Here is a 17,244-nt window from a genome sequence, read left to right as displayed (position 1 = left end):
CTGAGTTGGCAAGATTTAATGGTTATTTTGAGATGCTTTCGTAATTGTCATCGGGATTCTGAAAATTGTTGATAACTCTTAAAACATAGAGAACATCTGCTCTGAGATCACAAATCATGGTATTATGTTTTGTTAAAAGGAATTTTCTATACTTGGTATTTTCATATTTTTCAAAAAAGACTTTTCCTGATTCTAAGATTGTAATTGCATTCTCCAGCTTATCGTAAAAATTCAACAAAACCTTTTCATTCCAATTTTGCAGAAGAAATTCTCCAATATTGTCAATGTCCTGTTGAGCTTCTTCAGTTATTTCGACTCTTATCATTCTTAGACTGTATCAAATTTTTTCTTTTCTCTGCTAAAAATTCTCTGAAGGAAACAGTTCTGCCATTTTCAATATCTTCTTCAGCCCTTTTTAAAGACTCAAGAATCTCTTCATGGGTTTCATTTCTATAAACAGGTTCCATTACTTTGGCAATAGAAAGCAGTTCTTCGGAAGTAAATCTCTTTTCTTTCATTTTTTTAAAAAAGGTCGGCTTTTTGATCCCTGTTTTTTCGATAATATAAGAAATTTTAAATGGTGAATCTTTCAGAATCTGATCGATGTTGTTCTGGATTTCTATATATTTTTCAATTTCAGCTATCATATTTTTACAATTTAAGTATCAATTTATGACACAAATATAATAAATAATTGACACTTTTCTATTGAACTTTACCCCATTCTTCATCAAAATACCGTACTAAAATCTGGTTATCCAATCGATTGACTTCGATATCTTTGGTTTTCATATCTTTTGTAAAGTAAGAAAGCTGTGAGAAATTGTAATCATAAAATTTCAGATTCGGAATTTTACGATAGATTTTATTGTTGATCGGTTCAAAGGAAGCCATTGAAAATCCCCATTCTCCGAATGACGGAACATACGTATGATACGCGGAAGTAAAAGGAAAAACCTGATTAATTGTTTTCTCAATACACCAGAAAGATTTCGGGGCAAAGTAAGGAGAAGTAGTCTGTACCACAATCTTTGTATCTAAAGTAGTCAGTCTTTCCAGCTCTTTGTGAAACTGTAAGGAATACAATTTTCCTAAACTGTAATTGGAAGGATCCGGAAAATCGATAATGATGACATCGTACTTTTTTGAGTTTTCTTTTACCCAGATATAAGCATCTTTGTTGATTACTTTCAGCTTTGGATTGGATAAAGAACTTTGGTTCAATTGGCGCATCGTTTCATTATTCCTGAAAAAGTTCGTCATTTCTCCGTCTAAATCGACCAAGGTGATGTCTTTTACTTCTTTGTATTTTAAAACTTCACGAACTGCGAAACCGTCTCCACCGCCGAGAATTAAAATATGATCAATCTTTTTAGCCATCGACATCGCAGGATGAACCAACGCTTCGTGATAACGGTATTCGTCTACTGAAGAAAACTGTAAATTATTATTCAAATATAATCTGAATTCGCGGCTGTTTCTGGTTAAAACGATTCTTTGGTAGGGCGAACTTTTGGTGTAAACGACATTTTCACCATATAATTTTTCTTCTGAAAATGATAAAATTCTGTCCGAAAAAATAAAGAGAATAACAAGCAAAAGAAAGGCTCCGATTGATTTAACTCTTAATGAAACTGGTTTTGAAAGTTCTTTTTTCAGATAGAAACATAAAAATATGGCAATTGAAATATTAACCAAGCCAAAAAACAAAGGGGTTTTTACGATTCCCAATTGCGGAATCAGTACCAAAGGAAACAGAATAGAAGCCAATAAAGCTCCGATATAATCAAAGGCGAAAACATTTGAAACGAGATCCTTGAACTCAACCCTGTCTTTTAGAATGTTCATCAACAACGGAATTTCTACTCCAACCAGACATCCCGTAAAAAAGACAAAGAGATACAGCACGGCTTCAAAATGAGCCAAAGTATTGAACAGAATAAATAAAACCACAGAGCTTATTCCACCGATGATCCCGACCAGAATTTCAATTTCTATGAATTTATCAATTAAATTTCCTTTGATGAATTTGGCAAAATATGAGCCTACTCCCATCGAAAAAAGATAGACTCCGATGATGAAGGAAAACTGTTTTACGGAATCGCCCAAAAGATAGCTCGCCAAAGCTCCCGCCACCAATTCGTAGATCAGTCCGCAGGTAGCGATGACAAATACCGAAAACATCAACAGCAGTTCAAGAGGAATCCTCTTTTTATCCATGAATCGCTGCGCTTATGATAATTGAAATCCCGATGATAAATGCTCCGAAAATAATCGCCAAAGCAGTATTTTTATTGTGAGCGATTTCGTGCCATGTTTTTTCCGGCGTTAATTTTTCAATAATTAGATAGCAAACCAGCAGGATTGCAATTCCCAAGAAGGAATAAATGACTGAATTGATGACCGGTAAAAAGTTGATCTGATCCATAATTTTAGGTTTTATTTGTGATAGTATCTGTAATATCCCACTCCGGAAGAGTGATGTCTTCTTGTGGTTCCGTCTCTGTAGGTTTCTGTTTTTTCACAGTCGCAGAACTGGTTGCCGTCAAAAGTGAGGTAAGTAAACCAGCCGACAAAAAACACTCCGATAAGACAGAGAATCCAGTGTTCTTTTATGTAGTTAATGATATTTTCCATCGTTTATGAATAGGTGTAAGGTGAATTTGAACTATTGAACCATTTTGATCTTTCGAAAGATTTTCTTCCGAACCAGACTGCTACAACAAACGCGATGATAAATAAAAGAATAAACACAAAATTCCTGAAGGAAACAGGAAGCCATTCTGCCTTAATTTTAACAGATTTATTTTCGCTGACTGCAGAAGTAGTAGTTCCGGCTGCAAGATTGGTATTCAGAAGGGAGTCGATATCCGCTTTTCCTAAAGTCTGATGAACAAACTGTCCGAGGCTGCTTATTGTGTCTTCCTTAATCATTTTAGAGTCTCCGAAAGCCGTTGTTTCCATCGTATTGTTGTTGGTAACATTAATGGTTCCGTTGTTATCTCTGGACAAGGTTAAACTTCCGTCTTGGGTTGCGTAATATGATGGAGGCATAACCTTTGGAGTTTCCTGTTTTTCTGCCGAAATAATAAAGTGGTATTTTCCGGGAGCAACTCCGCAGAAATTAAAACTTTCATCCCGCCTTCCTTCGCTCCAGTTTTCACCGTCTTCATAACCGTGATATTCTTCGATGTCTTTTGAAGCAAACACAATTTCGTTGGTTTTCTCGTTCACCAATCCTAAGCCGACATTTGCCCATGAATTATCCACATTGGAATATACCTCAACTTTTAACGGGGCAGAACCGCCTGATAAATCAAAGCTTTTACTGACCATTTCTTTATTGCGGACATCTGCAAAATTAATCTCCTGCTCAAAAACCGATTTATTGGTTCTCGTCCCGACTACATACAATTGGATCAGACTAATTAGTAATGCCGAAACCGCCATAATATTAATGGTGTGTTTTACATTTACATAAAACGGCTGAACAATTCCTATTCCTGAATAATTGGGAAGATTTGAAATCCCGAACGCTTTTTTTACTTTGTATTTTGAGATGTGTTTGCCTGAAAAATATTGTACGCTGGTTTTAGATTTTTCCTCAGAAACCATATAGATTCCGTTTACATATTCTTTGTAAGTAGAAATTCCGAAATCGAGTCTTTCTTCGAAAAAACCAGCGGCAGCATGAATATGGCACTCCGTAGTTTCATATTTTCTGAAACTTACAGCTCCATATTCCAGAATAATACTGTTCCATGATTTTCTTTTCACATCCATTTTATCAATAGTGTGAAGCAAAACCCAATGACCATCACTTTCACTTAAGAAAGCATCTTTTCCTTTTGTATCTTTTAAATAATATTCTCTCCAAAAGATACTTGTCCCATATTTACGGATGATAATTCCGGTGACGGTATATTCTGTATTGTCGATGATTCCTTTCTGTCCGATATCCAATACTACATTTTCTGTAGGAATTTTAATGTGTTTCTGATGTTTATTATTTTCGACATCAATAAGATAAGAACAGGTCTTGCAGACGTATTCTTTTATATCGAAAGTAAGATCCAGCTTATTTCCGGATTCGCAGGCAGGACAAACGTAAAACATTTTTTATCTGTAAATTTTGTGTTTCTGAATGGTTTTAGCTTTAAAATATTCTATTACTTCATCTGCAATTTTTTCAACTTTCTCTGTGTTATCCTGCAGATAATTGCAGAGAAAAACATCAAAAGTAAGTTGTTTAAATTCCGGCCACGTATGAATACAGAGGTGGGATTCTTTAAGACAAACCGCGGAAGTGAAGCTCTTATTTTCAAAAATATGACTGGTAATTCCTACAATTTCCACGTCTTTTGTTGCGAGCATATCTCTGGTAAATGCCAAGAAACCGTCACCGTCTATTAACAAAGCTTCTGACTCCGTTTCCAAAGTCAGAAGAATATGTAAACCTTTGCTGGTTAATGATTCCAATTCAATGTATTTTCAGCAAATATATTATTTTTTTGGTAAGAAAACTTCTGCAAGCATACAACGTGCACTTCCCCCTCCGTTTACTTCAATGGTATTTAAATCTGAGTAGATAATCTCACAATACTTTTCAATTGCTGAAACCTGATCCTGATGTAAGGATTTATAAGCGGTTTCACTCATCACCAAAAATTTCTGTCCGTCTTTATTATTTACCTGAAGCATATTTCCTGCAAACTGCTGCATCTGCTCTTCAGAAATTTCAATAATTTCTTTTCCTGAATTTTTAATGGTTTCAATGACTTTGCTTCTTTCGAGTTCATCATCGATACAATCCAGACAGATTACCACAAATTTATCTGCTACACACATCATCACGTTGGTGTGGTAAATCGGAAGTCTCTCTTCTCCAACGGTTTGGAATGAATGAAAAACAACCGGCGTAAAACCGTACTTCTCGCAAAATTCTCTGAACAGGTTTTCATCCAGTCTTAAAGAAACCGAACCGTAAGCAATTTTGTTATCGTGATCGAAGATCATGCTTCCTGTTCCTTCCAAAAAATGTCCCTGTGTTTCCGGGAAAGACCAGTCGTCGATTTCAGCGACTTCAAATCCCTGTTCTTTGATGGTTTCGATGATATCGTCTCTTCTTTCTACTCTTCTGTTAGAAGCAAACATCGGATATAAAACCACTTTTCCGTCTTTGTGAAAACTTACCCAGTTGTTCGGGAAAATAGAATCCGGAGTGTGTGGATCTAATGTATCTTTTACTGTGATTACGTTAATTCCTTTGCTTCGTAACTTTTCAACAAAAGCTTTAAATTCAGACAAAGCTTTGAACTGGGTATCGAAACCTTTCTGCTCTACCTGAAAATAATTGTTCTTTGCCGTTTCTGCATTAAATCCGAATGCAATCGGCTCTATCATTAGTACTGTATCTGTTGTCTGCATACTTTGGGTTTGAGGATGTTTTGGGTTTGAGAGTCTAGTGTTTTAGTGTTTTAGTGTTTTAGTGTTTTAGTGTTTTAGTGAAAGCTACTTTTTATTTTTTATCTGTTGAAGAAAATGTACACCAATTCTGTGACTGACTCATCATATTCACTAACATTCCGATTATCTGGTTGTATTGATTATTTAAAATTTTAAATTGTTCTTCATTTATATAATTACATGCTAAAGCAAATTGAAGCCAAGTTTGAGTTTCTCTTGCCTCGCCTTCCGAATCTGTAAGCTTTGCTGTAAAAGATTTCTCATATTTTCTTTTGCCCCATGCTTCACTAATATTTGCTGAAACTGAGCGTGAGGACCTTCGTATCTGATCTGTAAGAGAATAACGTTCTTCTTTAGGGAAAATTTTTGAAAGCTGGTAGATTTCCATCGCTGTATCAAAAGATTTCTGATAAACCCGCAGATCCTGATGAAATTTTATAGTCGGCATAATCATTTGTATTTAAGTTTAAAAATATAAACTTTTTAAATAAAAACAAATACACTCATACTCTAAAACCATCAGACTCTCCAGCACTCCTACTCTCTAACAAGCGGCATTGTGGAGCATCTCAGCAACCCTCCCATTTTAGAAATTTCGCGGTATGGAATTTCTTCAACGGTCATTCCCCATTCGTTTCTGAGGTGATTGTTCATTCTTGTGAATGCTTTGTCGGAAACTACGATTTCCGGAGAGATTGAAAAAATATTCGGGAACATTTCAAACATTTCCTCCGCTGTAACGTGGAAACAGTTTTCTTCACCGAAAATATCAATAATCAGGCGGTAATCGCTCTCGTCTACAAATCCGTCTTTGTAAATAATACATTTATCTTTTCCAATGGGGTTGAATGTACAATCCAGATGTAAAATTCCTTCGTACGGTATTCTGTCGTTCTTTTTCAGTTCCAGATCGATGATTCTTTTTTTAGGAAAGTATTCTTTCAGAATTTCGATCGCATATTCATTGGTTCTTGCCGTTTTATAACTTCTGTAATCTTCACTGAAACATGTTCCGATGAACAGAAAATCGTCCCAGACAATAACATCTCCACCTTCAATGTGTGCTGTTTCCGGAAGATTAATTATTTTTCTCCACGCCACTTTTTCAAAAACCGTTTTATAAGCTTCCTGTTCGTCTGCGCGGTCTGCAATAACATTGGAAATGATCATTTTATCATCGATTACAAAGGCGACGTCTCTTGCAAAAACCTGATTGTAATCTGCAATGATGTCCGGACGAAGAACTTCTACGTCATATTTTTTTAAAACCGCTTCAAAAGCGTTCATTTCATGGATGATATCCGATTCTTTCGGATAGATGTTATTTTCGATAGAATGATATGATTTTGCATCATAACTTTCCTCTAATGTAGGAACTGCTCCCATTGAATTGGGTTGTCCTAAAACCACTGATTTCAGCCTGCCCGTTTCGTTTTTTATATTTAGCTTCATAAAGATTTATGCAATGCTACAAATATAAGTAAAGGACTGAATCTGGGAAACTTTTGTCCTGTTTTTAAGCGATCTGCGCAATATAAATCTATGAAATAATCTTCTTACAGTTTTTTACTTCAGCAGATTGATAGACTAAAGCACTTATTCACTTAAATAAGCGATTTTATCAGATAATTTTATTCACAATAATTGGTTATGAATTATTTTTTGATAAAATGTAAAAAGTTTTAATTAAAATTCCTACCTTAGTGATATAATTTCTTTAGAAATTAAAACATAAAACATTAACAATCAAACACCAAAAACATCATGAACACAAAAAAAACCGTGCTTTTAAAAGCACACAAACTTGGCAGAGAAGAACAAAAATCAATTATCGGAGGAGCATCTGCTGCAAGACGCTGCTGCGAATATGATTTTGAAACAGGAAAATGTACACTCTGGACTTGCGATAGATGTCAATGTCCATAACAGAAAATTAGACTTAAAGCCTGCTTTTTAAGCAGGTTTTATTTTTTATGCCCTTTAAAAAGAAGTGTATATTCATTTATATTAAATAAAAAAAATCCCAAAGCAAGCTTCAGGATTTTTGTTTATAGTAAGATATTGATTATCTGTTAACCATATCGATATAGTCTCTTTTTGGAGCCCCTTGATAAACCTGTCTTGGTCTTCCGATCGGATCTCCTTTCAGTCTCATTTCTTTCCACTGAGAAATCCATCCCGGTAATCTTCCTAATGCAAACATTACGGTGAACATTTCTGTAGGAATTCCCAATGCTCTGTAAATAATTCCTGAATAGAAATCTACGTTTGGATATAGTTTTCTTTCTACGAAGTATTCGTCTTCAAGAGCTACTCTTTCCAACTGCATTGCAATATCAAGCGCTTTATCCTGAATTCCTAATGCATTAAGAATATCATCAGCAGCTTTTTTGATGATTTTTGCTCTCGGGTCGAAGTTTTTGTATACTCTGTGTCCGAATCCCATTAAACGGAAGTTATCGTTTTTATCTTTAGCTTTCGCAATGTATTTAGATACATCTCCTCCATCTTTTTCAATCAGTTCAAGCATTTCGATAACCGCCTGGTTTGCTCCACCGTGAAGTGGTCCCCAAAGTGCAGAAACCCCAGCAGAAACTGAAGCGAAAAGACCTGTATGCGCAGAACCTACCATTCTTACTGTAGAAGTAGAACAGTTTTGCTCGTGATCTGCGTGAAGAATTAATAATTTATCTAAAGCTCCTACTACAACAGGATCGATTTCAAATTCCTGATTTGGCATTCTGAAAGCCATTTTGTAGAAGTTTTCTACATAGTTCAGGCTGTTGTCTCCGTGATTAAGAGGCAATCCCTGAGTTTTTCTATACGTCCATGCGCAAAGATGAGAGAATTTTGCAATTAACAATTCTGCCGCATGATCCATTTCTTCTTTAGAGTTTACATTAACCGCTTTTGGATTAAACGCTGTTAACGCAGAAGTTAAAGAAGATAAAACTCCCATTGGATGAGCAGAACGAGGGAAAGCATCCATGATTTTTTTCATCTCCTCTGCTACGAAATTATATTTTTTAATGTTTGATTCGAAAGAATTGTACTGATCCTGAGAAGGCAATTCACCGTGTAATAAAAGATACATCACTTCTGTGAAGTTAGATTTCTCAGCGATCTGCTCGATCGGATATCCTCTGTAGAATAATTCTCCTTTGTCTCCGTCTAAGTAAGTGATGTCACTAAGTGTAGCTCCGGTGTTCTTATACCCTAAATCAAGAGTGATTAGACCTGTCTGGTCTCTTAATTTTGAAATATCGATTCCTCTGTCTCCGATAGTACTATCCACAATTGGATATTCATATGAATTACCGTCGTAATTCAATATTACCTTGTTGTCTGACATTATTTAATTTATTTTTTTCTAAATATACTACTTATTACAAAATACGGCAAACTAAAAATTTCGCTTGCCGTTATTTATAAATTCGATTAATTATCTTTTGATTTTAAAAGCATCTAAGCCCGGGAAAACTGCGGTTTCACCAAGAGCTTCTTCAATTCTCAACAGTTGGTTGTATTTCGCCATTCTGTCTGATCTTGAAGCCGATCCTGTTTTAATCTGTCCGCAATTCATTGCTACTGCCAAATCTGCGATTGTAGAGTCTTCAGTTTCTCCTGATCTGTGAGACATTACAGAAGTGAATCTGTTGTTCTGCGCCATTTGTACCGCAGCCATTGTTTCAGAAAGAGATCCGATCTGGTTTACTTTTACCAAGATTGAGTTTGCAATTCCTTCTTTTACTCCTCTTGACAGTCTTTCAACATTGGTTACGAATAAATCGTCTCCAACCAACTGTACTCTGTCTCCGATTTTATCGGTTAACATTTTCCAGCCTTCCCAGTCGTTTTCCTGCATTCCGTCTTCAATTGAAATGATCGGATATTTCGCTGCCAATTCAGCAAGATATGAAACCTGCTCGCTGCTTGAGAACTGAGCGGCATCCGGCGTCTGGAATTTTCTGTAATCGTAGATTCCGTCTTTATAAAATTCAGAAGCGGCACAGTCAAGAGCCAACATAATATCGTCACCCGGCTTATAACCTGCTTTTTCAATGGCCTGAAGTAAAGTATCCAAAGCATCTTCAGTTCCTTTGAAAGTTGGTGCGAAACCTCCTTCATCACCTACCGCAGTAGATAAACCTCTTGAGTGAAGAATGGATTTAAGGTTGTGGAAAATTTCCGTTCCTTTTCTCAATGCGTGAGAGAAAGAATCTGCTTTTACCGGCATGATCATAAATTCCTGAAACGCAATCGGCGCATCGGAGTGAGAACCTCCGTTAATCACGTTCATCATCGGAACAGGAAGCGTGTTTGCATTTACACCACCAACATATTTGTACAAAGGCATTTTCAATTCTGCTGCCGCTGCTTTAGCTGCTGCCAAAGAAACACCAAGAATTGCATTTGCTCCAAGATTTCCTTTATTATTGGTTCCGTCAAGATCGATCATAATCTGGTCAATAAGATTCTGATCGTATACAGGAAGACCTACCAACTCGGGCGCAATCACCTCTCTTACATTCTCAACCGCTTTAAGAACTCCTTTCCCCATATATTCTGAACCGCCGTCGCGCAATTCCACCGCTTCATGTTCTCCTGTAGAAGCTCCGGAAGGTACCGCAGCACGTCCCATCGCACCACTTTCCGTGAATACATCTACTTCAACTGTAGGATTTCCTCTTGAATCCAAAATTTGTCTCGCTTCTATGTAAGAAATGTAACTCATTGTTCGTTTTTTTATAGTTCAGACAAATTTAATCAATTTTTAACTTTTTAAAGCAAATGAATGGGAATTTATGGGGTTATTGTGAGTTAAATTTTAGTTAATTTTGGGATTTTGGAAATTTCTTATTTTAAAGTTTAATTATATTTAATCTAATCTCATTAATGATCTTTGTTTTGCAGTAAGATTCCAACTTATTCCTACAAACCATCCCAGTTTATAGCTTTCTGCAGTATAATCTTGTGGTGAATAGGATAATGGTCTATCAATAATAAATCCATTTTGTAATTCCGTCACTTTTCTAAGAGCTGGTCCTATTGTAAAAATGATTTTATCTGTTCTTCCAACTAATAGACTTATTCCCGGAAATAATGAATTTAATTGGAGTTTTGTCATATCCATTGAAACCCCTAAAGTAAAACCAAATGCAAAATTATTCGAAGATCTCCAACTTGAGTGTAGCATTCCTGCAATAGTCGGTATATATTGATTGTTTGTTTTTTGAACAATCTTATATCCCATAACATCTTGAATAACTTCAAATTCCTGTTGTTTGTTCCCAATATCAAAAACAGTTCCAATACTAAAATCAAAACGGATTCCTCCTTTTATATATTCTTTATATTCAAATGGTGTTAATCTGTCGATTATATATTTTCCATCTTCTGCTTTTGATCTAGCAGTAATATTTATATTGAACTTCAAATAATCTTCATAACCTTGTATTGGTGGCGAAGTATAGGTATAAGTTTCAGCTTTTAACAGAATTCTATCTAAACTTTCGACGTAATTTAATTTTTTTCTTATATTGAGATCATTGACCGTTTTAGAAAGATCCGTTACATCTTGTCTAATTGTTAAAATATCTTCATTTAATTTTGAGATAAGACTTTGACCATCCGAAAATTTTGATAACTGATCCTTTATTTTATCTAATTCAGTATCATTAAACTTCATTAAAAGATTAGTTTTAATACTATCAAATTTATTAACTTCACTATTGCATTCATTTAGCTTGCCCGTTTTTATAATAACCGGATTTTCTAACCCTACATAATTTTTGATTTTTTTATATTCTCCAAGAGTAAGTTCTGCTGAGTAAACTTTATCTATATAATTATTGTAATTATCATTAATTTTATAAATAGCATTTGCAGATTGATAAAGATTTGTATACATATTTTTTATTTTGCTCAAGTAATCAGTTATTAAATCTTTTGCCGATTTATCCTGATCTGCAATTTTCAAGACTTCTCCGTTAAGCTCTCTATTTCTATTTACATATTCTGAGATTTTTTTCTCTATTTTTTCAATTTCATTTTTGTAGCCTGATTGATTGGTTTCCAATTCATTTCTTTTACTTATCATTTTTTGCAACTCCTTTTTAATTTTATTGTTTCCAGATTTCAAAGTGTCCATCTGTATTTTCAGTTCATCTAATGATTTTACTGATGACAATTGTTGATTTACAGTCTGGAGCATATTTTCCAGATTAGTTTTTTCCGATTCATTTTTTTTTATTAAGGCTGAATTGTTTTCAATTTCTTTTTCAAGATCTAAAACGTGTTTTGAAAGTCTTGTATTAATTTTTTCATCGCTGATTTTCTGATTTTTCGGATTTAGGAGCTCTTGTTCAATTTTTGCAGGTGCATTTAATTTTTTAGGATCGGCAGGCTCGGGAGATTTAGATGATTTTGGAGGATCTTCTTCACCAAAAAGATTTTTATCTTTTATTGCTATATCTTTTGCATCAATGCTCACTTTATAAAACAGATTGTTAATGCTGTCAATTTTTATAATAACTGGCTGTCCTTGAACAGGCTTTATTGGAACTCCTGTAAATTCTCCTTTTGAAAAATCATATTTAATGGTTTGTGTTTCTGTTACTGATTTACAGGACAGCATGATTATACATAAGACCACAAGTAAAATTTTAGTTTTCATGGCTATTAATTTTTAAGTTGTTCATCAAAGTTCCTTTAAAAACAAATCTCTGTCAATTACACAAAAGGGTGATTTAAAATAAAAACAGCACCATAAAATGATGCTGCCTGTGTTTAATATTTAAAATTTGCTATAAATCGATTCTGAAAAACAGATGTGTTCCGTTTTCTGTAGTGACTTCGCAGTGTCCGTTTTGTTCCTGCATTCTCCGTTTCATATTTCGGAGTCCGTTTCCTTCTGATTTTTCGTGGTTAATTCCTATTCCGTTGTCGGAGATTTTCATCATGAATTCTTTGTCTTTCTGGATGAATGATAATTTAATCTGATTGGATTGGCTATGTTTGTAAGCATTGTTCAGGGCTTCTTTTAAGCATAGAAATAAATTCCGTCTCTGTTCTGTGGTAATTACTGTTTCCAAAACAACGTTTTCGCTTTCTGTGAGCAGGAGAATCTTTGTTTTTTTCAAAAAATTTTGTGCATACATTTTTGAATAATCGATGAAGCTTCCCAAAGTATCGTTTCCGGAGTTAAGACTCCAAAGCATTTCCCGCATGGAAAGGTTCATTTCTTCGGAGGTTTTCAGGAGTTCATCAATGTCATTTTTCAGATCATCATTTTCGGCTCGTTGTTTTAAAAATTCTGCCTGAAGTTTAAGAGCTGAAATGCCTGCACCGAGATCATCGTGCATATCGTGGGAAATTCTTTCCCGCTCTGCTTCTATGGATTTTTGTTTTTCAAGCTCTTTTTGGAGGAGCTGGTTTTGGTGTTCGGATTCTTTGAGCTGGTTTTCTTTGGTGTAAAGAATTTTTTTTCTGTTGTACATCAGAACGACAAAAATAATAAAACACACAAAAAACATCATCAAAATAATAGCAATTATATATGTAACTTTTATTTCATATGGAATTTGTTTCATTGTTTACAAATAAGGGCTTTAATAAATAAAATATATGAGAGCATATTTGCAGTTTGAAATATTAAATCTATAGTTTCTAAAAACTGCTTATCATTTTGATTAAGATAATAATATGGTATCATTTTAAATATGAAAAAAATAATCCAGATTAATAATGAAATGCTGATCCAAAAATTTTGTTTTTCTAAAATACTAACTTCATCAGAATTATTAATTTGATTATAAATATAAGCTAAAGGAATATAAAGATAATAAGCTACCATTAACAAAATAAGCTGTTTATCATATGCATTCTTACATTTAACTATCGTGATAAAAAAAACAAAAAAAGTACATAATAATACTATCTTAAATATATCTTTATTTTTGAATATATCTTTAAATATCCATAATAAGAATAAAACAAAAAACACTATTGCGAAAGGGTGTATGTTTACTTTGCAAAAATTATAAAACCAAAGCATATAAAGCTCTGTAGTTAGTATAACTAAAAAATATATCCAAAACACCTTACTCCTATTTCTTTTTATTAAAAGAGATAAGAGTAAACAAATAATAATTGTAAAGATATAAATGTAATAATAATTAAGGAACATGTTCTACTGGAGGATGTGTTATTACAACATCAGCTGCATCTAAAATACTGTTAGAATCATCAATAATTTTATACAAAAGAGAAAACCTACCAATTTCTAATATCGATTGGGGAGCTTCTAAATTTAATAGGTCTTCTATATCAAACGACACAATCATTGTTTCAAATACTAAGAAATTGTTTTTACTTCCTTTTACTTTATTACAAAATTTCACAAAAATATCGTCATATTTAATATATACCTTTTGAGTATTTGTTAAAGCAAAGGGAAAACCTCTAAAATATTTGTTAAACTTATCAATCCATGTTTTTTCTAAAAACTTTTTGGAATATTCGGTTGCCAAATCAACAGGTAAATCAATAATTTGTGGCTTATTAAAGATTAAATATTTTTTTTCATCATCATTGAACTTACTAATCATGAAAGTTATTAAAGAATTAGTCCCATCGTAATCAGGATTATCTATAATTTCAAATACAATATAATCTCCTAACTTATAATTAGCTTCGAAGAAATTAATATCATTATCATTTAAGTAAAATTCCTCATGATAATCTTTTAAAGCAGAATTTTTAAGATTCTCTGCTAACCTTATTGCACGCCTCTTTGTAATTGGTAGCGCAAGCGTCTTATAAATAGGTTCAATAAACCTGTCAATAAATTTATAATTCCCGGGTGGCCTAGAACCTGAATTTTCCACATGTTTCAGATAGTTTTCTAATGCCTCTTTTAAATTTTCAAAATCTGTTAAAATCATAATTTCTCAGTTTTTAAAATGATTAAATTTATTAATAGCCTCCACTTTGTTGTTAACGTGGAGTTTTCTGTAAATGTTTCCGACGTGTTTTTTTACGGTATCAATGCTGATGAATTTTTTATCCGCGATTTCTTTGTAGAGCAATCCCTGCGATAAAAGTTCCAGTACTTCTTTTTCCCTTTCCGTAAGTTCATCATAGCCTTCTATTTCGGGGAGCTTTCTTTCGAAATGGCTGAGCACTTTTCGGGCAATCGAGAAACTCATGGGAGCACCACCGTTGTAGACATCTCTTATTGAGGAAAGGATTTTATCCATGCTTTCCCCTTTTACAAGGTAGCCCATTGCGCCGGCTTTTAAGGAATTGAAGACTTTTTCATCATCTTCAAAACTGGTACACATGATAAACTGCGTTTGAGGCAATCCCTTCCTAAGCTTTTCGATAATTTCAATACCCAGCATATCCTGTAGCTGAATATCCATCATCACCACATCCGGAGAAAGGTCAGAAAGATTTTTTAAAGCTTCATTTCCATCAAAAAACTGCGCAACGACTTTCATGTCATCCTGATAATTGATGACCTTCTTCAACGCATTGTTGTAGTTTTTTTCGTCTTCTACTATGGCTATGGAAATGCTCATGTCGGTAATTTTGTTTAAGACAAATTTCAACAGAAAACAAAACAGAGTCAATTACCCTTTTGTGTAATTTTCAGAGTTTGAGTTCATGGCTTTTTGGTTTAGTTTTTGTTTTTATTAAATTTAGTAAAAATTATTTTACAAACGAAAATATTTAACAATCAATATATTAAAAAATTAAAATCATGAAAAATGTACTTTTCATCGCTATTTCAGCGATTTCTCTATCGTTGTTAAGCTGTAAAAAAAGTGAAGAAGGGAATAAAAATGTTATAAAAGCTAACGATTCGGAAGCCATTTTGGCAGATAACGGTAAAGTAGACTCTACAATAAGTTATGATACGGATATTAATGGTAAGAAAAGTATAAAAACAGATTATGTATACAAAGCTACCGATGGAAGCCTCGCAAAAGTGGTTTTTAATTATCCGGAAAAAACAATGAGCATAAGAAGCAATAATAAAACTTTCATATTAAATAAAGTAGAATCCAAAGGAAATGAAACAACTTACGAAAAAATGGATATGAAGGCTACCGTGAAAAGAGACAGCTTAATTCTGGATCAGGGGAACAACATCATACAGCTTGTAAAAACTAAAATATAAAACATAAAAAAACCGTTCAGCAATCTGAACGGTTTTTCTTTTTATATCTGATGAATATTATTCTTCAGTTTTTTCTTCAGTAGAATCTGCAGCTTCAGCCGTTGGCTCAGCAGCTTTTTCTTCTACTACAGGAGCTTCAGCTACTACAGCTTCTTTCTTAGCTGTTGCAGATCTTCTGCTTCTTCTTGTCGCTTTTTTCTCTTCCGCATTTGGATTGTAAAGCTCGTTGAAGTCTACCAATTCGATAAGAGCAGTATCAGCAGCATCACCTGGTCTGAATCCTGTCTTGATGATTCTTGTATAACCACCGTTTCTCTCAGCGATTTTTGGAGCTACAGTTCTGAACAATTCAGCAACTGCTTCTTTATTTTGAAGATATGAAAAAACAATTCTTCTGTTGTGTGTAGTATCTTCTTTTGCTTTTGTTAATAGAGGCTCAACATATACTCTCAAAGCTTTAGCTTTAGCAACAGTAGTGTTGATTCTTTTATGCTCAATTAGAGAACAAGCCATATTAGAAAGCATAGCACTTCTGTGAGAAGCTGTTCTTCCTAAGTGATTGAATTTTTTACCGTGTCTCATTATTAATTATTTATCAGCGTCTAACTTATATTTTGCAACGTCGAAACCGAAGTTAAGACCTTTTGAATGCACTAATTCTTCTAGTTCTGTCAAAGATTTTTTACCAAAATTTCTGAATTTCATCAAATCAGACTTACTGTAAGAAACCAATTCTCCAAGAGTTTCCACTTCAGCCGCTTTCAGACAGTTAAGGGCTCTTACGGAAAGATCCATATCTGCTAATTTAGACTTAAGGAGTTGTCTTGTATGAAGAGTTTCCTCATCATATTGGATAGATGCTTTTACGGCTTCCGTTTCAAGCGTGATTCTCTCATCAGAGAACAGCATGAAGTGATAAATTAATATCTTAGAAGCTTCTGTTAAAGCATTCTGAGGACTGATAGATCCGTCAGTTTCTATATCTAATACAAGTTTTTCGTAGTCTGTTTTTTGCTCTACACGATAATTTTCAATGCTATACTGTACTTTCTTGATTGGCGTGAAAATAGAGTCTATCGCAATAGTACCTACCGGTGCATTGTTTGACTTATTTTGTTCAGAAGGAACATACCCTCTTCCTTTTTCTATATTGAAAGTAATTTCGAAAGTTACATCACTGTTCAGGTTGCAGATCACCAAATCCGGGTTTAGCACCTCAAATCCGTTGACAGACTTCCCTAAATCACCAGCAGTAATAACCGTCTGCCCCGAAACTTTGGCAACAACCTGCTCATTAGACTGGTTTTCTGCCGTAGCTTTTAATCTTACTTGCTTAAGGTTAAGAATAATTTCGGTAACGTCTTCGATTACTCCTGGAATAGTTGAAAATTCGTGCTCTACACCTTCTATTTTGATAGATGAAATAGCATATCCTTCCAGAGAAGAAAGCAACACTCTTCTCAAAGCATTACCGATTGTAAGCCCGAAACCTGGTTCTAGTGGTCTGAATTCAAACTGACCTCTAAATTCATCAGAGTTAAGTAAAATTACTTTATCGGGTTTTATGAATTGTAAAATTGCCATATTATTGG

Annotated in this window: 20 protein-coding genes; 2 read left to right on the top strand and 18 right to left on the bottom strand. The window is 34.1% G+C overall.

What is annotated here, in order from left to right; all coding sequences use genetic code 11:
- Positions 1–22: 22 nt before the first annotated feature.
- The 10 genes from BW951_RS08975 to BW951_RS08930 all read right to left on the bottom strand — a co-directional run bounded on the left by BW951_RS08975 (position 23) and on the right by BW951_RS08930 (position 6,918).
- Positions 23–325, bottom strand: a complete 303-nt coding sequence (locus tag BW951_RS08975; protein ID WP_076391906.1) for a type II toxin-antitoxin system RelE/ParE family toxin — start codon at positions 323–325, stop codon at positions 23–25.
- On the bottom strand, positions 303–647 hold the full coding sequence (locus BW951_RS08970) for a hypothetical protein (RefSeq protein WP_076391904.1): 345 nt from the start codon (positions 645–647) through the stop codon (positions 303–305). The genes BW951_RS08975 and BW951_RS08970 overlap by 23 nt, the downstream gene beginning before the upstream one ends.
- A gap of 58 nt (positions 648–705) precedes the next feature.
- A complete protein-coding gene (locus BW951_RS08965) occupies positions 706–2,220 on the bottom strand; it encodes a polyamine aminopropyltransferase (protein WP_076391902.1) in 1,515 nt (504 codons plus the stop codon).
- Entirely contained in the window at positions 2,213–2,428 is a 216-nt protein-coding gene (locus BW951_RS08960) for a DUF350 domain-containing protein (RefSeq protein ID WP_076391900.1), read from the bottom strand. Before BW951_RS08960 ends, BW951_RS08965 begins: the two co-directional genes overlap by 8 nt.
- A gap of 11 nt (positions 2,429–2,439) precedes the next feature.
- Positions 2,440–2,637 (bottom strand): hypothetical protein, encoded by a 198-nt coding sequence (locus tag BW951_RS08955; RefSeq protein WP_084196390.1) that lies wholly within the window; start codon positions 2,635–2,637, stop codon positions 2,440–2,442.
- Positions 2,638–2,640: 3 nt separating this feature from the next.
- The gene (locus tag BW951_RS08950) at positions 2,641–4,116 is read right to left on the bottom strand and encodes a DUF4178 domain-containing protein (RefSeq protein ID WP_076391898.1); all 1,476 of its coding nucleotides are present in this window, start codon (positions 4,114–4,116) and stop codon (positions 2,641–2,643) included.
- A gap of 3 nt (positions 4,117–4,119) precedes the next feature.
- Positions 4,120–4,479, bottom strand: a complete 360-nt coding sequence (locus tag BW951_RS08945; RefSeq protein ID WP_076391896.1) for an S-adenosylmethionine decarboxylase family protein — start codon at positions 4,477–4,479, stop codon at positions 4,120–4,122.
- Between the two features lie 24 nt (positions 4,480–4,503).
- On the bottom strand, positions 4,504–5,427 hold the full coding sequence (ctlX, locus tag BW951_RS08940) for a citrulline utilization hydrolase CtlX (protein ID WP_076391894.1): 924 nt from the start codon (positions 5,425–5,427) through the stop codon (positions 4,504–4,506).
- A gap of 91 nt (positions 5,428–5,518) precedes the next feature.
- A complete protein-coding gene (locus BW951_RS08935) occupies positions 5,519–5,914 on the bottom strand; it encodes a four helix bundle protein (protein ID WP_139326135.1) in 396 nt (131 codons plus the stop codon).
- 89 nt (positions 5,915–6,003) lie between these two features.
- Positions 6,004–6,918: a dimethylarginine dimethylaminohydrolase family protein gene (locus BW951_RS08930; RefSeq protein WP_076391890.1), complete on the bottom strand. Its 915-nt coding sequence runs from the start codon at positions 6,916–6,918 to the stop codon at positions 6,004–6,006.
- 352 nt (positions 6,919–7,270) lie between these two features.
- On the opposite strand from BW951_RS08930, the gene BW951_RS22710 reads away from it, so the two are divergent.
- A complete protein-coding gene (locus BW951_RS22710; protein WP_175608801.1) occupies positions 7,271–7,423 on the top strand; it encodes a hypothetical protein in 153 nt (50 codons plus the stop codon).
- A gap of 108 nt (positions 7,424–7,531) precedes the next feature.
- Here the strand turns inward: BW951_RS22710 and BW951_RS08925 are convergent, their stop codons facing one another.
- The 6 genes from BW951_RS08925 to BW951_RS08895 all read right to left on the bottom strand — a co-directional run bounded on the left by BW951_RS08925 (position 7,532) and on the right by BW951_RS08895 (position 15,050).
- A complete protein-coding gene (locus tag BW951_RS08925; protein WP_076391888.1) occupies positions 7,532–8,818 on the bottom strand; it encodes a citrate synthase in 1,287 nt (428 codons plus the stop codon).
- A gap of 90 nt (positions 8,819–8,908) precedes the next feature.
- Positions 8,909–10,201 carry a phosphopyruvate hydratase gene (eno, locus tag BW951_RS08920; protein WP_076391886.1) on the bottom strand — a complete coding sequence of 431 codons (1,293 nt, stop codon included), beginning with the start codon at positions 10,199–10,201 and terminating at the stop codon, positions 8,909–8,911.
- Positions 10,202–10,345: 144 nt separating this feature from the next.
- A complete protein-coding gene (locus BW951_RS08915; protein WP_139326134.1) occupies positions 10,346–12,142 on the bottom strand; it encodes a coiled-coil domain-containing protein in 1,797 nt (598 codons plus the stop codon).
- Between the two features lie 130 nt (positions 12,143–12,272).
- Positions 12,273–13,058, bottom strand: coding sequence for a sensor histidine kinase (locus tag BW951_RS08910; RefSeq protein ID WP_076391882.1), 786 nt, complete (start codon positions 13,056–13,058; stop codon positions 12,273–12,275).
- Between the two features lie 585 nt (positions 13,059–13,643).
- The gene (locus BW951_RS08900; RefSeq protein WP_076391878.1) at positions 13,644–14,411 is read right to left on the bottom strand and encodes a hypothetical protein; all 768 of its coding nucleotides are present in this window, start codon (positions 14,409–14,411) and stop codon (positions 13,644–13,646) included.
- A gap of 6 nt (positions 14,412–14,417) precedes the next feature.
- A complete protein-coding gene (locus tag BW951_RS08895; RefSeq protein ID WP_076391876.1) occupies positions 14,418–15,050 on the bottom strand; it encodes a response regulator in 633 nt (210 codons plus the stop codon).
- 182 nt (positions 15,051–15,232) lie between these two features.
- On the opposite strand from BW951_RS08895, the gene BW951_RS08890 reads away from it, so the two are divergent.
- On the top strand, positions 15,233–15,652 hold the full coding sequence (locus tag BW951_RS08890; protein ID WP_076391874.1) for a hypothetical protein: 420 nt from the start codon (positions 15,233–15,235) through the stop codon (positions 15,650–15,652).
- Positions 15,653–15,709: 57 nt separating this feature from the next.
- Here BW951_RS08890 and rplQ read toward each other — a convergent pair whose 3' ends face one another.
- Complete coding sequence (gene rplQ / locus BW951_RS08885; protein WP_076391872.1) at positions 15,710–16,234, bottom strand: 50S ribosomal protein L17; 525 nt, start codon at positions 16,232–16,234, stop codon at positions 15,710–15,712.
- Positions 16,235–16,240: 6 nt separating this feature from the next.
- Positions 16,241–17,236 (bottom strand): DNA-directed RNA polymerase subunit alpha, encoded by a 996-nt coding sequence (locus tag BW951_RS08880; RefSeq protein WP_062162712.1) that lies wholly within the window; start codon positions 17,234–17,236, stop codon positions 16,241–16,243.
- Positions 17,237–17,244: the final 8 nt, after the last annotated feature.

Origin of the sequence: Chryseobacterium gambrini (assembly GCF_900156825.1) — a bacterium.
GTDB classification, from domain to species: Bacteria; Bacteroidota; Bacteroidia; order Flavobacteriales; family Weeksellaceae; genus Chryseobacterium; species Chryseobacterium gambrini.
Note: the sequence above shows the minus strand (reverse complement) of the source record. Positions and strands in the feature narration are given on the sequence as shown.

Coding starts and splice junctions, on each gene's coding strand:
- BW951_RS08950 (WP_076391898.1), bottom strand. CDS start 4,116: ATGTTTTACGTTTGTCCTGCCTGCGAATCCGGAAATAAGCTGGATCTT.
- rplQ (WP_076391872.1), bottom strand. CDS start 16,234: ATGAGACACGGTAAAAAATTCAATCACTTAGGAAGAACAGCTTCTCAC.
- ctlX (WP_076391894.1), bottom strand. CDS start 5,427: ATGCAGACAACAGATACAGTACTAATGATAGAGCCGATTGCATTCGGA.
- BW951_RS08965 (WP_076391902.1), bottom strand. CDS start 2,220: ATGGATAAAAAGAGGATTCCTCTTGAACTGCTGTTGATGTTTTCGGTA.
- BW951_RS08915 (WP_139326134.1), bottom strand. CDS start 12,142: ATGAAAACTAAAATTTTACTTGTGGTCTTATGTATAATCATGCTGTCC.
- BW951_RS08960 (WP_076391900.1), bottom strand. CDS start 2,428: ATGGATCAGATCAACTTTTTACCGGTCATCAATTCAGTCATTTATTCC.
- BW951_RS08955 (WP_084196390.1), bottom strand. CDS start 2,637: ATGGAAAATATCATTAACTACATAAAAGAACACTGGATTCTCTGTCTT.
- BW951_RS08970 (WP_076391904.1), bottom strand. CDS start 647: ATGATAGCTGAAATTGAAAAATATATAGAAATCCAGAACAACATCGAT.
- BW951_RS08890 (WP_076391874.1), top strand. CDS start 15,233: ATGAAAAATGTACTTTTCATCGCTATTTCAGCGATTTCTCTATCGTTG.
- BW951_RS08935 (WP_139326135.1), bottom strand. CDS start 5,914: ATGCCGACTATAAAATTTCATCAGGATCTGCGGGTTTATCAGAAATCT.
- BW951_RS08925 (WP_076391888.1), bottom strand. CDS start 8,818: ATGTCAGACAACAAGGTAATATTGAATTACGACGGTAATTCATATGAA.
- eno (WP_076391886.1), bottom strand. CDS start 10,201: ATGAGTTACATTTCTTACATAGAAGCGAGACAAATTTTGGATTCAAGA.
- BW951_RS08900 (WP_076391878.1), bottom strand. CDS start 14,411: ATGATTTTAACAGATTTTGAAAATTTAAAAGAGGCATTAGAAAACTAT.
- BW951_RS08975 (WP_076391906.1), bottom strand. CDS start 325: ATGATAAGAGTCGAAATAACTGAAGAAGCTCAACAGGACATTGACAAT.
- BW951_RS08880 (WP_062162712.1), bottom strand. CDS start 17,236: ATGGCAATTTTACAATTCATAAAACCCGATAAAGTAATTTTACTTAAC.
- BW951_RS08910 (WP_076391882.1), bottom strand. CDS start 13,058: ATGAAACAAATTCCATATGAAATAAAAGTTACATATATAATTGCTATT.
- BW951_RS08930 (WP_076391890.1), bottom strand. CDS start 6,918: ATGAAGCTAAATATAAAAAACGAAACGGGCAGGCTGAAATCAGTGGTT.
- BW951_RS08895 (WP_076391876.1), bottom strand. CDS start 15,050: ATGAGCATTTCCATAGCCATAGTAGAAGACGAAAAAAACTACAACAAT.